The sequence below is a fragment of the Streptomyces pallidus (ex Mingjun et al. 2026) genome, from assembly GCF_051550185.1.
Taxonomy (GTDB): Bacteria; Actinomycetota; Actinomycetes; order Streptomycetales; family Streptomycetaceae; genus Streptomyces.
The window spans coordinates 5317561-5336767 of record NZ_CP196181.1 but is presented as its reverse complement, the minus strand read 5'-3'; the positions used below and the strand labels follow the sequence as shown (position 1 = coordinate 5336767).

The window sequence follows — 19207 nt, the reverse complement described above, 5'->3', positions numbered from 1 at the left end:
CGGCGTCCGGTGCGGTGCATCGCAAGGCGGAGGGCCGCGGCTCGTACGGGAGCTCGTGGCGCGGTCCGGCAACGCGGCGAGGCGCCGTGCCCGGGGGCACCTCCCAGCGGTAGCCGGGGGAGCGCCGCGAGGCGGTGAACCTTTCCGGTCCCAGCACCAGCCGCACGCACCGGCCGCCCCGGTCGCACCAGCCGACCCGGCCGTGGCGTCCTACCGGGCGGTAGGGCAGCATGGGCCGCTCACGCGCAGTTCAGGAGGAACCCATGGCCCCCGCCACCCCCAAGCCGGAGACCCTCGCCGCCTTCGAGGCCGCCAAGGGGTTCATGCCCGCGACCGAGGGACTCGCCCTGTACGGGGCCGCAGCCGCGGCGGCGACCCTGGGTCTGCCGCTGCTGGAGGTGGGGACGTACTGCGGGCGCTCCACGATCCTGCTGGCCGACGCCGCCCGCGAGGCCGGCGTGAGCGCGATCACGGTCGACCACCACCGCGGCAGCGAGGAGCAGCAGCCCGGCTGGGAGTACCACGACCCGTCCGTCGTGGACCCGGAGGTCGGCCTGATGGACACCCTGCCCACCTTCCGCCGCACCCTGCACCGGGCCGGCCTGGAAGAGCACGTCATCGCGATCGTGGGCCGTTCCCCGCAGGTCGCCGCGGCCTGGGGCGGCAAGCTCGGCTTCGTCTTCATCGACGGCGGCCACACCGACGAGCACGCCACCGGCGACTACGAGGGCTGGGTCCCGCACCTCGCCGAAGGCGGCACGCTCGTCATCCACGACGTGTTCCCGGACCCGGCCGACGGCGGCCAGGCCCCGTACCGGATCTACCTGCGCGCGATGGCCTCCGGTGCCTTCGAGGAGGTCTCGGTGACCGACTCCCTGCGCGTCCTGCGCCGCACCGGCCCGGGCCTGTAGCCCCCGTGCGGGACCCGGGGCCCCGCCGCGGGCCCGGGGGCGGGGCCTGGACGGACCGCCGGTCCGGTCCTATGTGAGGACTATCGCACCGCGCCCTCGGATGGCCCAGTGCCCGTCCCGCGGCGGGCCCCCGGTCTAGGCTCGCGACGTGCGCTACGACGACGACAGCCCCCCGCCCCCCGAGTCCGCCTCCGCGGTCAGCCCGGACCGGCGACGGTTCGCGCGCCGCTCCTCCCTGGCCGTCGCGGCGGCCGTCCTCGCCCCGACCGCCCTGGCCGGGTGGGTCCTGGTCCAGGTGGCCACCGGGGCCGGGGCCGACGACGCCCGGCCGCCGCGGATCGTGATGCCGGCGGCCGGCGCCACGAACGCCTCGCTCACCCCGCCCGCGTCGCCCGCCCCCTCCGCCTCACCCGCAACGACGCCCGGGACCTCCGCCGACAACGCCCTCAGCGGCAAGACCGTCGTGATCGACCCCGGACACAACACCGGCAACTTCAAGCACTCCGCCGAGATCAACAAGAAGGTGGACATCGGCACCACCACCAAGGAGTGCGACGCCACCGGCACCACCACCCACTCCGGCTACATGGAAGCGGAGTTCACCCTCGACGTGTCGCGCCGGCTGCGCACGGTCCTCGAAGCCAGGGGCCTGAAGGTGGTGTTCACGCACGACGGCGAACGCCCCTGGGGCCCCTGCATCGACGAACGCGCCCGCATCGGCAACGAGGCGAAGGCCGACGCCGTGGTCTCCGTCCACGCGGACGGCGTCTCCGAGGGCAGCCGCGGCTACCACGTCATCCTCCCGGCCAAGGTCAAGCGCGGCGCGGCGGACACCGCGGCGATCGTCGGCCCGTCCCGGACCCTCGGCGAGCGGATCGCCGGGAACTTCGCCCGCACCACCGGCTCCGCCCCCGCCAACTACCTCGGCGGCGGCACGGGGTTGGTCGTCCGCGACGACCTCGGCGGCCTCAACCTCTCGACGCGGCCCAAGGTGTTCGTCGAGTGCGGCAACATGCGCGACAGCAAGGACGCGGCGCTGCTGACCAGTCCGGAGTGGCGGCAGAAGGCCGCCCAGGGCATCGCGGACGGCATCGTCGGCTTCCTGGGCGGGTAGTCCACCGAAGGACGCCCGCCCGCCCCGATCCTCTCGGTTGCGGGAAACCTCCGTACCATGGTCCAGCCCGCCCCCCGCTCCTGGATGCGCGACGCGGCACCACGAGACGACCGAGACCGAGAAGGACACCTAAGACGTGAACATCCGCTCCCTCACTCGAGGCGACGGCGTGGTGATCGGAGCAGCGGTGCTGCTGTTCATCGCCTCGTTCCTCGATTTCTACTCCGCGACCGGCCTGGACCTGCCGAGCGTGTGGGACACCGACGTCTACCGCCTGGCGCTGCCGTCCGTCTTCCTGCTGGGCTTCATCGCAGCCGGCCTGATCGTCGGCGGCCGGTTCCTGCCGGAGTCCCGCAAGCTGGCGGGCCTGCCGCTGTCCGCGTGGGGGACGGTGCTCGCGGTCTCGGCCGCCTGGTCCTCCCTGTGGTCGCTGATCACCAGCCCGAGCGGTGCCGACCTGGGCGCTGGCTGCATCATCGCCTTCCTCGCCACCCTGGTGCTGGCCGGCGTCGCCGTCGCCGGCGCGAAGGTCCCGGCGCTCGCCGGACCGCTGGTGCCGGAGTCCCGGCCGGCCGCGCCGACCCCGTTCGGCGGCGGCCAGCCGCAGCCCGGCGGGTACGGCTACCCGGGCGCCCAGCAGCAGCCCGGCTACGGCACCACCCCGCAGCCGGTGCCGCCGTACGGCGGCACCCCGGCACCGGCACCGCAGGAGGCGGCGGCGCCCGCCCCGGCGGCCGACTTCGCCCCGTTCTGGTTCGCGGTGCCGGTGGCCCGCCCCCTCTTCGCCGAGGACGGCTCCCCCACCCCGATCGCCGAACTCGCCCCCGGCACCTGGTACCTGGCGGTGGACCAGCGCGGCCCGGCCACGCTGATCGCGCAGACCCAGGACGGCCGTCGCGGCGTCCTGAACGACACCTCCGGCATCCAGCGCGGCTGACCCCGCCCCCGCCGGACGACGACGGCCCCCCGCCCCTTCCGGGCGGGGGGCCGTTGCCCTACAGTCACCCCGTCATCTGACATATCGTCAGTAGATTTCGGCGGAAGGAAGGCGCCGTGCGCCTGGGACTCGCACTCGGCTACTGGGGCCGCGGCCCCGACCCGGCCCACCTCGCCCTCGCCACCGAGGCCGAGCGGCTCGGCTACACCTCGGTGTGGACCGCCGAGGCCTGGGGGTCGGACGCCTTCACCCCGCTCACCTGGATCGCCGCCCACACCTCCCGGATCCGCCTCGGCACCGCCATCGCCCAGATGGCCGCCCGCAGCCCGACCGCGACCGCCATGCACGCGCTCACCCTCGACCACCTCTCCGGCGGCCGCATGATGCTGGGCCTCGGCCTGTCCGGCCCCCAGGTCGTCGAGGGCTGGTACGGGCGCCCCTTCCCCGCGAGCCCGCTCACCGCCACCCGCGAGTACGTCGACGTCGTCCGCCAGGTGCTGCGCCGCGAAGCCCCCGTCACCCTGGACGGCCGCTTCCACCCCCACCCGTACCAGGGCCCCGACGGCACCGGCCTCGGCCGGGCGCTGCGGCCCATCACCCACCCCCTCCGCTCCGACCTGCCCGTCCTGCTCGGCGCGGAGGGCCCGAGGAACATCGCCCAGACCACCCGGATCGCCGACGGCTGGCTCCCCCTCTACTGGTCGCCCACCCGCACCGACGCGTACCGGGCCTCCCTCACCGACCTCCCCGAGGGCTTCGTGATCGCCCCCATGGCCCGGGCGAAGGTCTGCGAGGACGTCGCCGAGGGGCTCCTGCCGGTCAAGGCGATGCTCGGCTTCTACATCGGCGGCATGGGGCACGCGGCCCGCAACTTCCACGCCGACCTCATGGCGCGCATGGGCTACGCCGACGAGGCCCGCCGCATCCAGGAGCTGTTCCTCGCCGGGCGCCGCGAGGAGGCCGTCCTCGCCGTCCCGGACGCGTTCGCCGACGAGATCAGCCTGGTCGGTCCCCGCGAGCGGATCGCCGAACGCCTGGAGCTGTGGCGCAAGGGCCCGGTCACCGACCTCCTCGTCACGGCCCCGGACCCGCACACCCTGCGCGTCCTGGCCGACCTCAACTCCTGACGGGCGGGCACGGGGCCGGCGGCTCGGGCCGGCCGGCCCCGCCCGGTCTACCCACCCAGCTGGGACAGGCTCGGCACCTTGTCGGTCACCGTGGCGCCCGCGCTCTGGCCGGCGTCCTTCACCCCGCCGATGACGCTCTCGAACGAGCTGATGTCGGCGGAACCGGCCTGCCCCGAACGCAGCTTGGCGGCCAGGCCCTTCAGCGACTCGATGCCCGCCGTCATCGGGGCCACCGCCTTGGACAGCAGCGGGTCGCCCTTGGCGTTGTTCACCGCCGCCTTCAGCCGGTTGTAGGCGAAGCCGCCCGCGAGACCCGCCTTGATCAGCGCGAACGTCCTGCCCTTCGCGCCCTTCTTGAACTTGCCCGCCCGGTACGGCTTGATGATCCACTGGTACGTCGCCCCGGCCGCGAGCCCGGCGTTGACGACGAACCGCGTCTTGGCGAACTTCTGCCGCTCCGCCGACGTCGTCGGCGTCGGCTCGGCCGCGACCGCGGGGACGGCGTCGACGACCCCCAGAGAGGCGGCCTCCGCCCGCATCTGCGCCAGAGCGGCCTGCAGTTCCACGGCATCGATCTGCTCCGCGGGCGCCGCTGCCGACAGGGACACGTTCGCATCCCGGGCCGCCCCCGCCCCGCTACCGCTGCCGCAGCCGGTGACCCCGGTCAGCAGTGCGGTGGACAGCGTCAGCGCCGTGACGGCGCGGCGGACTCGCACGGTTCTGCGTATGGACACGGTTTCCTCCAGGGGGATGAGGAGTCCCCTGGAGCGTCACCCGGGGGCACCGGCCCCGCCACTCGGGCCACCCGTCCGGGCCACCCGACTGGCGCGGCCGCCGCCCCGCCCGCATCATCCGCCGTTACAGCAGTCCGGTTCCAGCCCGGCCGGCAGCTCCTGTCCGCCGAACACCGCCGTCGTGGCCTCGTCACCGCCGAGCGCGGCCACGGCCAGCAGCAGCGACCCGGCCGTCCAGGTGGTCTGCTCGACGGGCCACACCGCACGGTCGTCGAAGACGTATCCGGTCCAGTACATGCCGTTGTCCGCACGCAGGTGCGTGATGGACCGCAGGATCTCCAGCGCCCGGTCCGACTCCCCCATCGCCCACAGCGTGAGCGCGAGTTCGCAGGACTCCCCGCCGGTCACCCACGGGTTCGGCAGGACGCACCGCACGCCCAGCCCCGGGACGACGAACTCGTCCCAGCGCCCGTCGATCCGCTCCTGCGCCTGCGCACCCGTGACCGCCCCGCCCAGGACCGGGTAGTACCAGTCCATCGAGTACCGGTCCTTGTCCAGGAACCGCTCCGGGTGCCGGCGTATCGCATGCCCGAGCGCGCCCGCCGCCAGCTCCCAGTCCGGCTGCGGGTCCTCCCGGTGCTCGGCGATCGCCAGGGCGCAGCGCAGCGCCTGGTGGATGGAGGACGAACCGGTCAGCAGCGCGTCGGTGACGGGCGTGCCGTCCGCCTCGCGCTTCCACCCGATCTCGCCGCCCGGCTGCTGCAGGCCCAGGACGAACTCCACGGCCGCGTGGACGACCGGCCACATCCGCTCCAGGAACCGGTCGTCGCCGGTGGCCAGGTAGTGGTGCCACACCCCGACGGCCACGTAGGCGACGAAGTTGCTCTCCCGCCCGCCGTCCTGCGGCTCGGCGGTGTCCACCCCGTCCGGCCGGTCGGCGTAGGCCGCGTGCCAGGACCCGTCGGCGTTCTGGTGCCGGGCCAGCCACAGGTACGCCCGCTCGGCGGCCTCGTGCTCGCCCGCCGCGTCCAGCGCCATCGCGGCCTCGGTGTGGTCCCACGGGTCCAGGTGGTGGCCGCGGAACCAGGGGATGGCGCCGTCGGACCGCTGGGCGGCGAGGATGCCGGCGACCGTCGCCCTGGCCTCCTCGACCGTCAGCACACCGTCGAGGGCCAGGCGTTCGGTGCGCCCGGTGGAGCTCACTGGGTCGCGCCGACGGGGAGGTGGGGCTTGGTCGCGTACACCACGAGGCTCTTGCCCATGATCGGGTTGAGTGCCTGCTCCGCCAGCCGCGTCGCCAGGGGCTTCTTCATGATGTCCCAGACCAGGAGCTTGTGGTAGGCGCGCACGGGCAGCGCCTTGTCGTTGTCCACGCCGAACGCGCACTTGAGCCACCAGTACGGGGAGTGCAGCGCGTGGGCGTGGTGCGAGCCGTACGGCTTCAGCCCCGCGGCCCGTATCTTCCCGATCAGCTCGTCGGCCTTGTAGATGCGGATGTGCCCGCCCTCGACCTCGTGGTAGGCGTCGCTCAGCGCCCAGCACACCTTCTCCGGCCCGTACCGCGGCACGGTGACGGCGATCCGCCCGCCCGGCTTGAGCACGCGCACCATCTCCGCGAGCACGCCCTTGTCATCGGGGATGTGCTCCATGACCTCGGAGATGATCACCACGTCGAAGGAGTCGTCCGGGAACGGGAGGGCGAGCGCGTCGCCCTCCATGGCCGTGGCGGTCGCGCCGGCCGGGGCCTCGCCGGCCTCCTTCATGGCGGCGAACCACTTGGCGACCTCGCGGATCTCCTCGCCGTTGCGGTCGACCGCGACGACCTGGGCGCCGCGCCGGTAGCACTCGAAGGCGTGGCGGCCTGCGCCGCAGCCCAGATCGAGTACGCGGTCGCCTGCGGCGAGCGGGAACCGGGAGAAATCGACGGTCAGCACGGGGTCCTGCCTTCGCAGTCGCGGGGATGAACGGTGGGAACGATGGAAAACAAGAGTCAGCGGACCCGGCGCGCCTGCTCGATGGCGGCCCGGTAGTGCGCGACGGTGCCCTCGGCGGCCTTGGCCCAGGTGAACCGGGACAGCACCCGCTCCCGTCCGGCAGCACCCAGGCGGGCCCGCAGCTGCGCATCGCCCAGCAGCCGGCCGAGCGCCGCGGCCAGCGCACCCGCGTCGCCGGGCGGCACTGCGAGACAGGTCTCGCCGTCGGGCCCGGCCACCTCCGGAATGGCACCACCCGTGGTGGCGACCAGCGGCGTACCCGTGGCCATGGCCTCGGCCGCCGGCAGCGAGAACCCCTCGTACAGCGAGGGCACGCACGCGACCTGCGCACTGCGCACGAGGTCGACCAGCTCCTGGTCCGTGACGCCCTTGACGAACGTCACGGCGTCCTGCAGCCCGTACGCCTGGATGGCCCGCGCGACGGGCCCTTCCTCGGCCCGCCTGCCCACGACCACGAGGTGGGCGCCGGGCTGCTCGGTACGCAGCTTCGCCAGCGCCTCGACGAGGTACACGAGCCCCTTCAGCGGAACATCGGCACTCGACGTCGTCACGATCCGCCCGGGCACCTCGGCCACGGACGCGTCGGGCGACCACAGCTCGGTGTCCGCCCCGATGTGCACGACGTGGATCCGCTCGCCGCGCACCCCCAGGTGCTCCTCGATCTCCTGCTTCGACGACCCGGAAACCGTCAGCACGGACGGCAGCCGCCGCGCGACGCGCCCCTGCATCCGCGTGAAGGCGTACCACCGCCGCACGGACAGCCGCCTCAGCCGGTCCTTGGCCGCGTCCAGTTCGAGCTTGCGGTCCACGGTGATCGGGTGGTGGATCGTGGTGACCAGCGGCGCGCCCAACTCACCCAACAGCCCGTACCCGAGGGTCTGGTTGTCGTGCACGACGTCGAACTCACCCGCCCGGGCCGCCAGGTGCTTCCGGGCACGCAGCGAGAAGGTCAGCGGCTCGGGAAACCCGCCGGTCCACATGGTGCCGACCTCCACCAGGTCGACCCAGTCCCGGATCTCCTCGCGCTTGGGCGTGCGGAACGGATCGGGCTGGCGGTACAGGTCGAGGCTGGGCAGCTCGGTCAGCGTGGCCCCGCCTTCGAGCACGGGATAGGGCTGCGCCCCGATCACCTCGACGGAGTGTCCGAGCGCGACGAGCTCACGGGAGAGGTGCCGGACGTAGACGCCCTGTCCCCCGCAGAACGGGTTCCCCTTATAGGTCAGGAGCGCGATGCGCAACGGCCGCTCGCCGTCCGTCACGGACCCTGCGAAAGGGCTCGTCACCATGGCCTCTGCGGTCACTCTCGGCCCCCTTCTCCCTGCAACTTTCGCCGGAGCGTAACCGCTCGGATAATGTAGAACAAGTTTCAGACTTGATCCGTCCAAGACACTGAATCTACCGGCCGGAAACCACCACGTAAGAGGCGGAGCAGGTGATTCACGCCACGGCCGCGTCGCCTGCCAGGAGCGCATGGAACGGGGCACATGACAGCGCAACCGAACACGTCGGCATCCCCTCCCCTGACGGAGCGCCAGGAGGCCCGCCGCCGCCGCATCCTGCACGCCAGCGCCCAGCTGGCCAGCCGCGGCGGCTTCGACGCCGTCCAGATGCGCGAGGTCGCCGAGGCGGCCGGCGTCGCCCTGGGCACCCTGTACCGCTACTTCCCCTCGAAGGTGCACCTGCTGGTCGCCACCATGCAGGATCAGCTCCAGCACATGCACACGACACTCCGCAAACGCCCCCCGGCCGCCGACGACCCCGCCGCCCGCGTCGCGGAAACCCTGATGCGCGCCTTCCGCGCCCTCCAGCGCGAACCCCACCTCGCCGACGCCATGGTCCGCGCCCTGACCTTCGCTGACCGCAGCGTCAGCCCCGAGGTGGACACGGTGTCCCGCCTGACGACCGCCATCATCCTGGACGCGATGGGCCTGGACGCCCCGCCCACCGCGGAGCAACTGTCGGCGGTCCGCGTCATCGAGCACACCTGGCACTCGGCCCTGATCACCTGGCTGTCGGGCCGCGCCTCGATCGCCCAGGTCAAAATCGACATCGAAACGGTCTGCCGCCTCATCGACCTGACGGCACCGGAAAAGTCCTGATCCCACCCCCGACCACCCGCACCCGCACCCGCACCCGCACCCGCACCCGCACCCGCACCCGCACCCGCACAGCAAGGCCCACACAGCAAGACCCGCACGGCAAGACCCACAGCAACCCGGCAAGAGGACCAAGGGAAACCCGGCGCCACAGGACGCTCCGGCCCCCACACCCCAAAGCGGGCGGAGCCGAGGCCGCACATCGCCACGCGTCCCCGCCGCCCGGACCCCACCCCCTGGCCGTTCCTCCGGGGCTTCCCGGTAGCTCTTTGGCATTCCGGGGTGGGCCGGTCGGTCAAGGGGGGCCGAAGGCCATCGCGCAGCGACGCGACCAAGGAGCGCCCTTGAGGGACCGGCCCGCGCCGGAAGGACGATGGGCCACCGGGAAGCCCCGGAAACCCCTCCCCGTCCTCTCCTCACTCCTCGGGCGGGAACACGGCCTCCCCGCTCCCGGCCAGCGTGATCATGATGGCCTCGACGGGACACCCTTCGGCCGCCGCCAGGATCGGTTCGTTCGCGTCGACCTCCGCCTCTCGGGGGCGTGACTGGCGCGCCGAGTCCAGGGCGAAGCCCTCCGGGGCGTGGTTCACGCACATCCCGGACCCGATGCAGATCCCCCGGTCCACTTCCACCCGCCACCTGTCACCGCTCACCGCGCCGGCCCCCACTCCCCGTCCTCCCGCCCTTGCCCTCTTCCCCGTCTTCCCCGTCCTCCCCCGCCCTTCAAGCCCCGGCCTCGTACCCACCCGGCAGGTGGATCATCTTGTGCTCCAGGTACTCGCTCAGCCCCTCGGGCCCGAACTCCCGCCCGATCCCGCTGTCCTTGTAGCCGCCGAACGGCCCCAGCATGTCCAGGCTGAACGTGTTGACGTTGAAGGTGCCCGTCCGCACCTGCCGGGCGAAGTCGATGCCGTGCTCGACGTCCGCCGTCCAGACGCTCCCGCTCAGCCCGAACGCCGAGTCGTTCGCGATGCCGAGCGCCTCCCGCTCGTCCGCGTACGGGATCAGGCACACCACGGGCCCGAAGATCTCCTCCCGGGCGATCCGCATCCCGTTGTCAACGTCCCCGAACAGGGTGGGCTCGACGTACCACCCCCGCTCCAGCCCGGCCGGCCGCCCGCCGCCCACGAGCACCTTGGCGCCCTCCTCCTGCCCGATCCGGATGTAGTCCAGCGACCGCTGCTGCTGCCGCCGCGCCACGAGCGGGCCGAGCTGGGTCGCCGGGTCGAGGGGGTCGCCGACCACCAGCGCCCCGGCCGCGGCGGCGAGCGCCTCGGCCACCTCCCCGTAGCGGCTGCGCGGGGCGAGGACCCGGGTCTGGGCGACGCACGCCTGGCCGTTGTTCATCCAGGCCGCGGGGACGATCCCGGCGACGGCGGTCCCCAGGTCGGCGTCCGGCAGCACGACAGCGGCGGACTTCCCGCCCAGTTCCAGGGTGACCCGGGTCAGGTTGCGGGCCGCGACCTCCATGACCCGCTTCCCGGCCGCCACCGACCCGGTGAACGCGACCTTGTCGACACCGGCGTGACCGACCAGGTACTCGCTCACCTCCCGGTCGGCCGGCAGCACCGACAGCACCCCCTCGGGCAGCCCGGCCTCCCGGGCGATGTCGGCGAGGATGTACGAGTCCAGCGGCGCCTCGGGAGACGGCTTGAGGATCACCGTGCACCCGGTCAGCAGCGCGGGCGCGAGCTTCGCCGCGGCCACGAACTGCGGCACGTTCCACGGGATGACGGCCGCGACCACGCCCACCGGCTCCCGGCGCACCAGGATCGGCCCGAGCACGCCCTGGCGGTGCTCCTCGTACGGGTACGCGCGCGCGACCTGGATCGCGGCGTCGTAGACCATCATCGGGCCGAGCGCCTGGGCGAGGATGCTCCATGAGTACGGGGAACCGTTCTGGGAGCTGATCGACCGGGCGATCTCCTCGTGCCGGACGGCGATCGCGTCCTTGATCCGGGTGACCACGGCGATCCGCTCTTCCAGGGGCATCCGGGGCCACGGCCCCTCGTCGAAGGCCCGGCGGGCGGCGGCCACGGCCCGGTCCACATCGCCCCGGGACGCGTGCGGAACGCTGCCGATGACCTGCTCGGTGTGGGGGGAGACGACCTCGATCGTCCCGGTGCCCAACGGGTCCGTCCACTCCCCGCCGATGAACAGCTGCCCGTGTTCCACGCGCTCGGTCATGGCTGGTGCCTCCTCCGGCTTGGCGTTCCCGAACTGATACCAGTTCTAGTTCCAGGAGTCCACGAGCAGGACGGAACCGCGGAAGAGATCCAACGGCTAGCCAGAAAGCCCCCCGAATGGTCGACTTGGGCTACCAATGCAACACGTTCTCATCGGGGAGGCGGCATGCGGCAGGAAGCAGCGAAAAGGCCAGGGGCGAAAACCGAGACGAAAGCCGGGCCGACCCCCACGACCGAACCCGCGCCCCCCAGGACCGAACCCGCACCCCACACGGAACCCCACCCCGCACCCCCCAAGGCCGACGTGATCCACCACGGCGGTGGCGTGGCAGCCATCAAGGTGCCCATCCCGGACAACCCCCTCGGCCACACCCTCGTCCACGTCCTCGACACCGACCGCGGCCCCGTCCTCATCGACACCGGCTGGGACGACCCTCACTCGTGGGACACCCTCACCGCCGGCCTGGAAGCCCTGGGCACCGCGGTCTCCGACGTCCACGGCGTGGTCATCACCCACCACCACCCCGACCACCACGGCCTCTCCGGCAAGGTCCGGGACGTCTCCGGCGCCTGGATCGCCCTGCACGCCGCCGACACCGAGGTCGTCCTGCGGACCCGCTCCGCCGAGCCCTCGGTCTGGCTGGACTACATGACCACCAAGCTCGCCGCCGCCGGGGCCCCCGACGAGCACCTCGCCCCGCTGCGGGCGGCCCGCGCGAGCGGCCGCATGCGCACCCTCCCGGGCCTACGGGCCGCCGTCCCCGACCGGGAGATCGTCCACGGCGAGCTGCTACCGCTGGCCGGGCGCAGACTCCGCGCCGTCTGGACCCCCGGGCACACCCCCGGCCACGTCTGCCTGCACCTGGAGGAAGCCCACCCGGCGAACCTCCCCGGCAGCGGCCGCCTCTTCTCCGGGGACCACCTGCTGCCCGGGATCTCCCCGCACATCGGCCTCTACGAGCACCCGGGGGACACCCGCACCACCGACCCCCTCAGCGACTACCTGGACTCCCTCGAACGCATCGCCCGCCTGAACCCCGCCGAGGTGCTCCCCGCCCACCAGCACGCCTTCACCGACGCCCCCGCCCGGGTCCGCGAGCTGTTGCACCACCACGAGGAGCGGCTGGCCGGACTGTGGGAACTGCTCGCCGAGCCGCTGACCCCGTGGGGGCTGGCGGAACGGATGGAGTGGAACCGTCCCTGGGAGCAGATCCCGTACGACTCCCGCAACATCGCCGTCTCGGAGGCGGAGGCGCACCTGCGCCGCCTGGTGAAACAGGGCCGCGCCGAGCCGGTGCCGGGCAGCACCCCGACCACGTACCGCGCCCTCTGAAGGAGACGGGACGCACCCGACCGCACACCCCCACCCGACCGCACACCCCACACCACGGGTCCCACCCCATCCCGGCGAGGGCCCCACCCTCTCCCCGCTCCCAGTGAGGGCCCCGCCCCCTCCCGTCAAGGCCACCCGCCCCCTACGCCACCAGCACCCTCAATACCGGCCGGTACAGTAAGCCCGTCGTCCACCCTTCCGTACGGGGGAAAGCCGGTGCGATTCCGGCGCTGACCCGCAACCGTGACCCGCCCCGGCCCGCCGGGCGGCAGCCGGACCGCCCCGTACACGAAGGTGCGCGGCTCGTGTCGCCGGAGTCCCCGGCGGCCGGCACCGTCGAGGTCAACGGAGCCGGAGCCCGGTGCCCAGCGCGCGCCTGCCTCCCGCTCCCCAGCACGAGAGGCACCCGCCCGCATGAACATCCGCCGCAGCGCCGCAGCGCTCGCCGCCTCCGCCGTGCTCTGCGCGGGTGCCGCCCCCGCAGCCCTCGCCGCACCCGCCGCACCCGGCTCGCCTGCCGCGCCCGCCCCGTCGGCCTCGACGCCCCCGGTGATCCCCTCGGGCCTGTACGGCAAGAACGACCCCACGTACGACGGCGTCTGGCGGCAGTCCGTCGCGCTGCTCGCCCAGCACACGGTCGGCGTCAAGCCCGCCAAGGAGGCCGTCGCCTGGCTGGCCGGGCAGCAGTGCGCGAACGGCGGCTTCGCCTCCTTCCGCGCGGACGCCGCCGCGGCCTGCGACGCCACGGCGATGTACGACACGAACGCCACCGCGATGGCCGTCCAGGCCCTGAAGGCGCTGGGCGGCCAGGACGCGGCCGTGAAGAAGAGCGTGGACTGGCTGAAGTCCGTCCAGAACGAGGACGGCGGCTGGGCCTTCGTCCCCGGCTCCCCCAGCGACGCCAACTCCACCGCCGTGGTCGTCAGCGCCCTGGGCGTGGCGGGCGAGGAGCCGGCCGCGGTGAAGTCGAAGGCCGGCAAGTCCGCGTACGAGGGCCTGCTCGTGTTCCAGCTGGGCTGCTCCGCCCAGCCGCCCTCCGACGGGGGCGCCTTCGCGTACCAGCCCGCCGACGGGAAGCTGCTGCCCAACGCCGACGCGACGGCCGCCGCGACCCTGGCCGCCCTGGGCAAGGGAGCGGTCGTCGCCCCGGCGGCGAAGGACACCCCCGCGGGCCCGTCGAACTGTCCCGCGGCGGCCGAGCCGGAGGCCGCAGGCCAGGCGGGGGCCGGCTACCTGGCCGAAGCCCTGAAGAAGGGCGGCGACCACCTCATGGCCGTCACCCCCGGCTCGGACCAGCCGACTCCGGACACCGGCAACACCGTCGACGCGGTGATCGCCCTGGCCGCGGCCGGGCACAAGCAGTCGGCGGCGGGCGCGTTGGAGTGGCTGAAGGGCAACTCCGCGGAGTGGGCCAAGGGCAGCCCGGCGGCCCTCGGCACGCTGGTCCTGGCCGCGCACGCGACGGGTACCGACCCGAAGGCGTTCGGCGGCACGGACCTGGTCGCGGCCCTGAACGCCACGGGCCCGGCCCCGCAGGCCGCGGGCACTGCGGAGCCGAACGGCACTGAGAGCAACAGCGACAACGACGACAAGAAGGCCGACTCCGACGACCAGAACATCTGGTGGATGATCGGCGCGGGCGCCGCGGCCGGCGCGGGCATCGGCATCCTGCTGAGCGGCCGCCGCAAGAAGAACCAGCTCTGACATGCCGAGCCTCCGCACCGGCAGGCGCGCGCGTCGCCACCTGCGCATACGCCTGCCCCGGCGCCCGGCGCCGGCCGTACTGGCGCTCCTCCCCCTCCTCCTTTCGCTCCCCCTCCCGCTGATCGCGGCCTCGCCCGCGCTGGCGGCCGGGTACCGCTACTGGTCGTTCTGGGACGGTGCGGGCGGCCATTGGTCGTACGCCACCCAGGGTCCCTCGACGGCCCGCCCGGCCGACGGCTCGGTCCAGGGGTTCCGCTTCGCGGTGAGCAAGGACGCGGCCGCCGAGGCCGCCCGGCCTCGGGCGGCGGCGGACTTCGACGCGGTCTGCTCCGCGACCCCGGCAGCGCCGGGCCGGAAGCGGGTCGCCGTGGTCGTCGACTTCGGCGTGCCCGCCGACGCCCCGGCCGGCGACGCCCCGCCGCAGGACGCCCCGCGCACGGCCTGCGCCCAGCTGGCCCCGGAGGCCACGGCCGCGGAGGCCCTCGCGGAGGTGGCCAAGCCGCTGCGCTACAACAGCGCGGCGCTGCTCTGCGCGATCTCGGGCTATCCGAAGCAGGGCTGCGGCGAGCAGATCGCGGACGCCCCGGGAGCCACGGCGCCGCAGACCGACGACAACGGCGCACCGAAGGGCGACCCGACGGCGGGAGCGGAAGGCCAAGAAACAACGGAGAAGGAGAAGGAGGAGGAGAAGGAAAGCCCGTGGCTGGGCCCCGTGGCCGGCCTCGCAGTGCTGTCCGCCGTGGCGCTGGCCGCTGTCCGGCGATCCGCCCGACGCCGCCGATGACTCCCCGCCCCACTCACCCCACCGGCACCACCGGTACCACCCGCATCGCTGCCCCCGCCCCTGCCTCCACGCGCAGCTACGCCGCCCCGGAAGCCCGGCGCGGCAACGCCCTGCACGCGGGGGCGTGGTGGCTGTGGGCGCTCGGGCTGGCCACCGCCGCTTCGCGGACCACCAACCCGCTCCTCCTCGGGCTGATCATCGCGGTGGCCGGCTACGTCGTCGCCGCGCGCCGCACCGCCGCGCCGTGGGCCCGTTCGTACACCGCCTTCCTCAAGCTCGGCCTGTTCGTGATCGGCCTGCGGCTGCTGTTCTCCGTACTCCTCGGTTCACCGATCCCCGGTACGCACCTCCTCTTCACCCTCCCGGAGGTCCCCCTCCCTGCGTGGGCGCAGGGCATCCGCTTCGGCGGCCGCGTCACGGCCGAGCAGCTCGTCTTCGCGTTCTACGACGGCGCCAAGCTGGCCGCCCTCCTCGTCTGCGTCGGCGCCGCGAACGCCCTCGCCAACCCCGCCCGCCTGTTGAAGTCGCTCCCGGCGGCCCTCTACGAGGCGGGCGTGGCCGTCGTCGTCGCCATGACGTTCGCGCCGAACATGGTCGCCGACGTGGCCCGCCTGCGTACCGCCCGCCGCCTGCGCGGCCGTCCCACCGGCGGCGTCAGGGCGATCCTGCAGATCGGCCTGCCGGTCCTGGAGGGCGCCCTGGAACGGTCCGTCGCGGTCGCCGCCTCGATGGACGCGCGCGGCTACGGCCGTACCGCCCAGGTCCCACCCGTCGTCCGGCACACCACCACCACGCTCACCCTGGGCGGCCTGCTCGGCATGTGTGCGGGCACGTACGGACTGCTCGCCGCCGAAGGGGCCGCGTACGGCCTGCCGGTCCTGCTCGCCGGCCTCGCGCTCGCCCTCGCCGGGCTGCGGCTCGGCGGGCGGCGCAGCGTCCGGACCCGCTACCGGCCGGACCGCTGGGGGGTGCGCGCGTGGCTGGTCGCCGGGTCCGGGGCGGTCGTCGCCGCCGCCCTCGTGTACGCGTCCGGGGCCGACCCGCAGACCCTGCGGCCGGGGGTGGTCCCGCTGACGGCCCCCGTGCTGCCGCTGTGGCCGGCGGTCGCGGTGATGATCGGCCTGCTCCCGGCCGTAGTGGCACCGGTCCCGGGACCACTGGCCGCCCCCACCCGCACCCCCACTCACACCCCCGAACCCGAACCCGAACCGATGCGGGCCCCCGCCCCCCGCCCCGCTCCGCAGAAGGAGGCGTCGCAGTGATCCGCTTCGAGCAGGTGTCGGTCACCTACGACGGCGCGGCGCAGCCCGCCCTCCGCGACGCCGACCTGGTCGTCCCCGAAGGAGAGCTCACGCTGCTGGTCGGCCCGTCGGGCTCCGGCAAGTCCACCCTCCTCGGGGCGGTGTCCGGCCTCGTCCCCCACTTCACGGGCGGCACCCTGCGCGGCCGCGTCACCGTGGACGGCCGGGACACCCGCATCCACCGGCCGCGCGAGCTGGCGGACGTCGTCGGCACGGTCGGCCAGGACCCCCTCTCCCACTTCGTCACGGACGTGGTCGAGGACGAGCTCGCGTACGGCATGGAATCCCTGGGCCTGGCGCCCGCCGTCATGCGCCGCCGCGTCGAGGAGACCCTGGACCTGCTCGGCCTGAACGAGTTGCGCGACCGCCCCCTCGCCTCCCTGTCGGGCGGGCAGCAGCAACGGGTCGCCATCGGCTCGGTCCTGACCACGCACCCCAAGGTGCTGGTCCTGGACGAGCCCACCTCCGCCCTGGACCCGGCGGCCGCGGAGGAGGTCCTCGCGGTGCTCCAGCGGCTGGTCCACGACCTGGGCACCACCGTGCTGATGGCGGAGCACCGCCTGGAGCGGGTCGTCCAGTACGCCGACCGGGTGCTGCTCCTGCCCGGGCCGGGCGCGGCCCCGGTCATCGGAGCCCCCGCGGACATCATGGCCGTCTCGCCCGTACACCCACCGGTGGTCTCGCTGGGCCGGCTGGCCGGCTGGTCCCCGCTCCCCCTGTCGGTACGCGACGCCCGCCGCATGGCACCCCCGCTGCGGGACCGCCTGTCGGAGCTGAGCCCCCCGCACCGGACCACGGCTGCGCCCCCGCGCCCCTCGGCCGACCACCCCGGGACCAGCACCGCGACGACGCCGAAGCCCGAGACGCCAGCGGCAACGGCAACGGCAGTAACGGCAACGCCGCCCCCCGCCCGCCCCGGCCTCCTGACCCGCCTGCTCCGCCGCACCGCCGACACGACCCCCACCCCACACACCACCCAGCACGCCACACACACCCCCCGTACCCAGCACGCCACCCCCGTCGCCCGGGCCCGCGCCCTGTCGGTGCGCCGCGGCCGCGCGGAGGTCCTGCACGGCGTCGACCTCGCGGTGGCGGCCGGTGAGACCGTGGCCCTGATGGGCCGCAACGGCGCGGGCAAGTCCACCCTCCTCGGCGCCCTGGTCGGGACCCTCGCCCCCGCCGGCGGCGAGGTGACGGTCGGCGGCCGGGTGCCGCACCGCACACCGCCGCCGGAGATGGTGCGCCGCGTCGGCCTGGTCCCGCAGGAGCCCCGCGACCTGCTGTACGCCGACACGGTCGCCGCCGAGTGCGCTGCCGCCGACGCCGACGCCGGGGCGGCCCCCGGCACCTGCCGGGACCTGGTGTCGGCGCTGTTGCCCGAGGTGGCCGACGACACCCACCCGCGCGACCTCTCCGAGGGGCAGCGGCTGGCCCTCGCCCTCTCCCTGGTGCTCACCGGCCGGCCGGCGCTGCTGCTGCTCGACGAGCCGACCCGCGGCCTGGACTACGCGGCCAAGGCCCGGCTGGTCGGGATCCTGCGGGAGCTTGCGGCCGACGGGCACGCCATCGTCCTGGCGACGCACGACGTGGAGCTGGCGGCGGAGCTGGCCCACCGGGTGGTCGTCCTGGCCGGCGGTGAGGTCGTCGCGGACGGGCCGACCGCGGAGGTCGTGGTGTCCTCGCCGGCCTTCGCCCCCCAGGTGGCCAAGATCCTGGCGCCGGGGCACTGGCTCACCGTGCCCGAGGTCGCCGCCGCCCTCGCGTCCGCCCCGGCGGCGCAGGGGGCGACGCCGTGAACCCTGTGAACCGCCCCGTCCGGATCGGCCCGCGGGCCGCGGTCGCCCTGGTCCTCGTCACCCTGATCGGCATCGCCGCGTTCGGCTGGCCGCTGCTCGCCGACCGCCAGTCCGGGCTCGCCCACTCCCAGGACGCCCCCTGGCTCTTCGCGGCGCTGCTCCCCCTCCTCGTCGGGGTGGTCGTCGCGACCATCGCCGACCAGGGCATGGACTCCAAAGCGGTGGCGATGCTCGGCGTCCTGGCCGCGGTCGGCGCCGCCCTGCGGCCGCTGGGTGCGGGGACGGCCGGCCTGGAGCCCATGTTCTTCCTGATGGTGCTCAGCGGCCGCGTCCTCGGCCCCGGCTTCGGCTTCGTCCTGGGCTCGGTGACGATGTTCGCGTCGGCCCTGCTCACCGGTGGGGTCGGGCCGTGGATGCCGTTCCAGATGCTGGCCCTCGGCTGGTTCGCGCTGGGTGCCGGGCTGCTGCCCGGGGCGATGGGGGTCCCCCCTGCTCGAGCGAAGCCGAGAGCTTGGGGGAGGGTCCGGGGCCGGGCGGAGCTGCTGATGCTGGCGGCGTACGGGTTCGCGGGCTCGTTCGCGTACGGGACGATCATGAACTTGCAGGGCTGGGTCCTGCTCCAGGGCATGGGGCAGGGCGTGTCGTTCCATCCGGGGGATCCGGTCGCGGCGAACCTGGCCCGGTTCCTCGCGTACTGCCTGGCGACCTCGCTGGGCTGGGACCTGGGCCGGGCCGCACTGACGGTCGTACTGACCCTCACGCTCGGCGGCACGCTGCTGAAGGCGCTGCGCCGGGCGACTCGGAAAGCGGCCTTCGACGCCCCGGTCTCCTTCGATTCAGGGGCCGCAAGTGGCCCGGGACACACCCAGAAATAGGTACAAGCAGCCACAGAAGGTGAAATTCGAGGCCTCAGACGGTGAGGCACCCCACAGGACCCAGGTCACATACGGCCCACCCTAGTAGGCCCGTCACTCCCCCTCGCGGCCCTTCGCCAGCCCTCCCCCAGCCCTCCCCAGCCCTGCCGCAGCCCCTTCGCAGCGCTCTCCCAGACCTCTCGCACCTCGTACGGCACCCACCCCGCCACGAGCGAGCTTCGAGGACCCGTAGTAGAAGGGGGGCTTTGCCAGGGCGGCGACGGCCTGGCTAACTGGTGTTGTCGCCGAGGCGGCCGGGGCGCACAGCCCCCCGCC

At 74.0% G+C, this 19207-nt stretch carries 17 protein-coding genes; 11 read left to right on the top strand and 6 right to left on the bottom strand.

Annotation, left to right across the window (positions count from 1 at the left end; translation table 11 throughout):
* Positions 1-263: 263 nt before the first annotated feature.
* The 4 genes from ACSHWO_RS23640 to ACSHWO_RS23625 all read left to right on the top strand — a co-directional run bounded on the left by ACSHWO_RS23640 (position 264) and on the right by ACSHWO_RS23625 (position 4089).
* A complete protein-coding gene (locus tag ACSHWO_RS23640) occupies positions 264-911 on the top strand; it encodes a class I SAM-dependent methyltransferase (RefSeq protein ID WP_361083510.1) in 648 nt (215 codons plus the stop codon).
* A 148-nt stretch (positions 912-1059) separates the two neighbouring features.
* Positions 1060-2025: an N-acetylmuramoyl-L-alanine amidase gene (locus tag ACSHWO_RS23635; RefSeq protein WP_385849474.1), complete on the top strand. Its 966-nt coding sequence runs from the start codon at positions 1060-1062 to the stop codon at positions 2023-2025.
* Between the two features lie 136 nt (positions 2026-2161).
* Complete coding sequence (locus tag ACSHWO_RS23630; protein ID WP_361083516.1) at positions 2162-2962, top strand: DUF5336 domain-containing protein; 801 nt, start codon at positions 2162-2164, stop codon at positions 2960-2962.
* 116 nt (positions 2963-3078) lie between these two features.
* Positions 3079-4089, top strand: a complete 1011-nt coding sequence (locus ACSHWO_RS23625) for an LLM class F420-dependent oxidoreductase (RefSeq protein ID WP_385849476.1) — start codon at positions 3079-3081, stop codon at positions 4087-4089.
* Between the two features lie 47 nt (positions 4090-4136).
* Here the strand turns inward: ACSHWO_RS23625 and ACSHWO_RS23620 are convergent, their stop codons facing one another.
* The 4 genes from ACSHWO_RS23620 to ACSHWO_RS23605 all read right to left on the bottom strand — a co-directional run bounded on the left by ACSHWO_RS23620 (position 4137) and on the right by ACSHWO_RS23605 (position 8118).
* Positions 4137-4628, bottom strand: a complete 492-nt coding sequence (locus ACSHWO_RS23620; protein ID WP_385849479.1) for a hypothetical protein — start codon at positions 4626-4628, stop codon at positions 4137-4139.
* Positions 4629-4937: 309 nt separating this feature from the next.
* Positions 4938-6026, bottom strand: a complete 1089-nt coding sequence (locus ACSHWO_RS23615; RefSeq protein ID WP_361083522.1) for a prenyltransferase — start codon at positions 6024-6026, stop codon at positions 4938-4940.
* Positions 6023-6757: a class I SAM-dependent methyltransferase gene (locus ACSHWO_RS23610; protein WP_361083525.1), complete on the bottom strand. Its 735-nt coding sequence runs from the start codon at positions 6755-6757 to the stop codon at positions 6023-6025. Before ACSHWO_RS23610 ends, ACSHWO_RS23615 begins: the two co-directional genes overlap by 4 nt.
* A 56-nt stretch (positions 6758-6813) precedes the next feature.
* Positions 6814-8118 (bottom strand): glycosyltransferase family 4 protein, encoded by a 1305-nt coding sequence (locus tag ACSHWO_RS23605; RefSeq protein WP_361083528.1) that lies wholly within the window; start codon positions 8116-8118, stop codon positions 6814-6816.
* A gap of 183 nt (positions 8119-8301) precedes the next feature.
* Here ACSHWO_RS23605 and ACSHWO_RS23600 point away from each other — a divergent pair, with 183 nt between their 5' ends.
* Complete coding sequence (locus ACSHWO_RS23600; protein WP_361083531.1) at positions 8302-8916, top strand: TetR family transcriptional regulator; 615 nt, start codon at positions 8302-8304, stop codon at positions 8914-8916.
* Between the two features lie 413 nt (positions 8917-9329).
* On the opposite strand, the gene ACSHWO_RS23595 is transcribed toward ACSHWO_RS23600, so the two are convergent.
* Together ACSHWO_RS23595 and ACSHWO_RS23590 are read right to left on the bottom strand one after the other, a co-directional pair.
* Positions 9330-9509 (bottom strand): ferredoxin, encoded by a 180-nt coding sequence (locus ACSHWO_RS23595; RefSeq protein WP_385849942.1) that lies wholly within the window; start codon positions 9507-9509, stop codon positions 9330-9332.
* Positions 9510-9636: 127 nt separating this feature from the next.
* Positions 9637-11100 carry an aldehyde dehydrogenase gene (locus ACSHWO_RS23590; protein WP_438314612.1) on the bottom strand — a complete coding sequence of 488 codons (1464 nt, stop codon included), beginning with the start codon at positions 11098-11100 and terminating at the stop codon, positions 9637-9639.
* Between the two features lie 324 nt (positions 11101-11424).
* On the opposite strand from ACSHWO_RS23590, the gene ACSHWO_RS23585 reads away from it, so the two are divergent.
* The 6 genes from ACSHWO_RS23585 to ACSHWO_RS23560 all read left to right on the top strand — a co-directional run bounded on the left by ACSHWO_RS23585 (position 11425) and on the right by ACSHWO_RS23560 (position 18892).
* A complete protein-coding gene (locus tag ACSHWO_RS23585; RefSeq protein ID WP_438314609.1) occupies positions 11425-12432 on the top strand; it encodes an MBL fold metallo-hydrolase in 1008 nt (335 codons plus the stop codon).
* Positions 12433-12846: 414 nt separating this feature from the next.
* Entirely contained in the window at positions 12847-14136 is a 1290-nt protein-coding gene (locus tag ACSHWO_RS23580; protein WP_438314606.1) for a prenyltransferase/squalene oxidase repeat-containing protein, read from the top strand.
* A 1-nt stretch (position 14137) separates the two neighbouring features.
* On the top strand, positions 14138-14920 hold the full coding sequence (locus ACSHWO_RS23575; protein WP_438314603.1) for an SCO2322 family protein: 783 nt from the start codon (positions 14138-14140) through the stop codon (positions 14918-14920).
* Positions 14917-16182 carry an energy-coupling factor transporter transmembrane protein EcfT gene (locus ACSHWO_RS23570; protein WP_438314600.1) on the top strand — a complete coding sequence of 422 codons (1266 nt, stop codon included), beginning with the start codon at positions 14917-14919 and terminating at the stop codon, positions 16180-16182. The genes ACSHWO_RS23575 and ACSHWO_RS23570 overlap by 4 nt, the downstream gene beginning before the upstream one ends.
* Entirely contained in the window at positions 16179-18017 is a 1839-nt protein-coding gene (locus ACSHWO_RS23565; RefSeq protein WP_438314597.1) for an ABC transporter ATP-binding protein, read from the top strand. Before ACSHWO_RS23570 ends, ACSHWO_RS23565 begins: the two co-directional genes overlap by 4 nt.
* Positions 18014-18892 carry an ECF transporter S component gene (locus ACSHWO_RS23560; protein WP_438314594.1) on the top strand — a complete coding sequence of 293 codons (879 nt, stop codon included), beginning with the start codon at positions 18014-18016 and terminating at the stop codon, positions 18890-18892. Before ACSHWO_RS23565 ends, ACSHWO_RS23560 begins: the two co-directional genes overlap by 4 nt.
* Positions 18893-19207 lie beyond the last annotated feature (315 nt).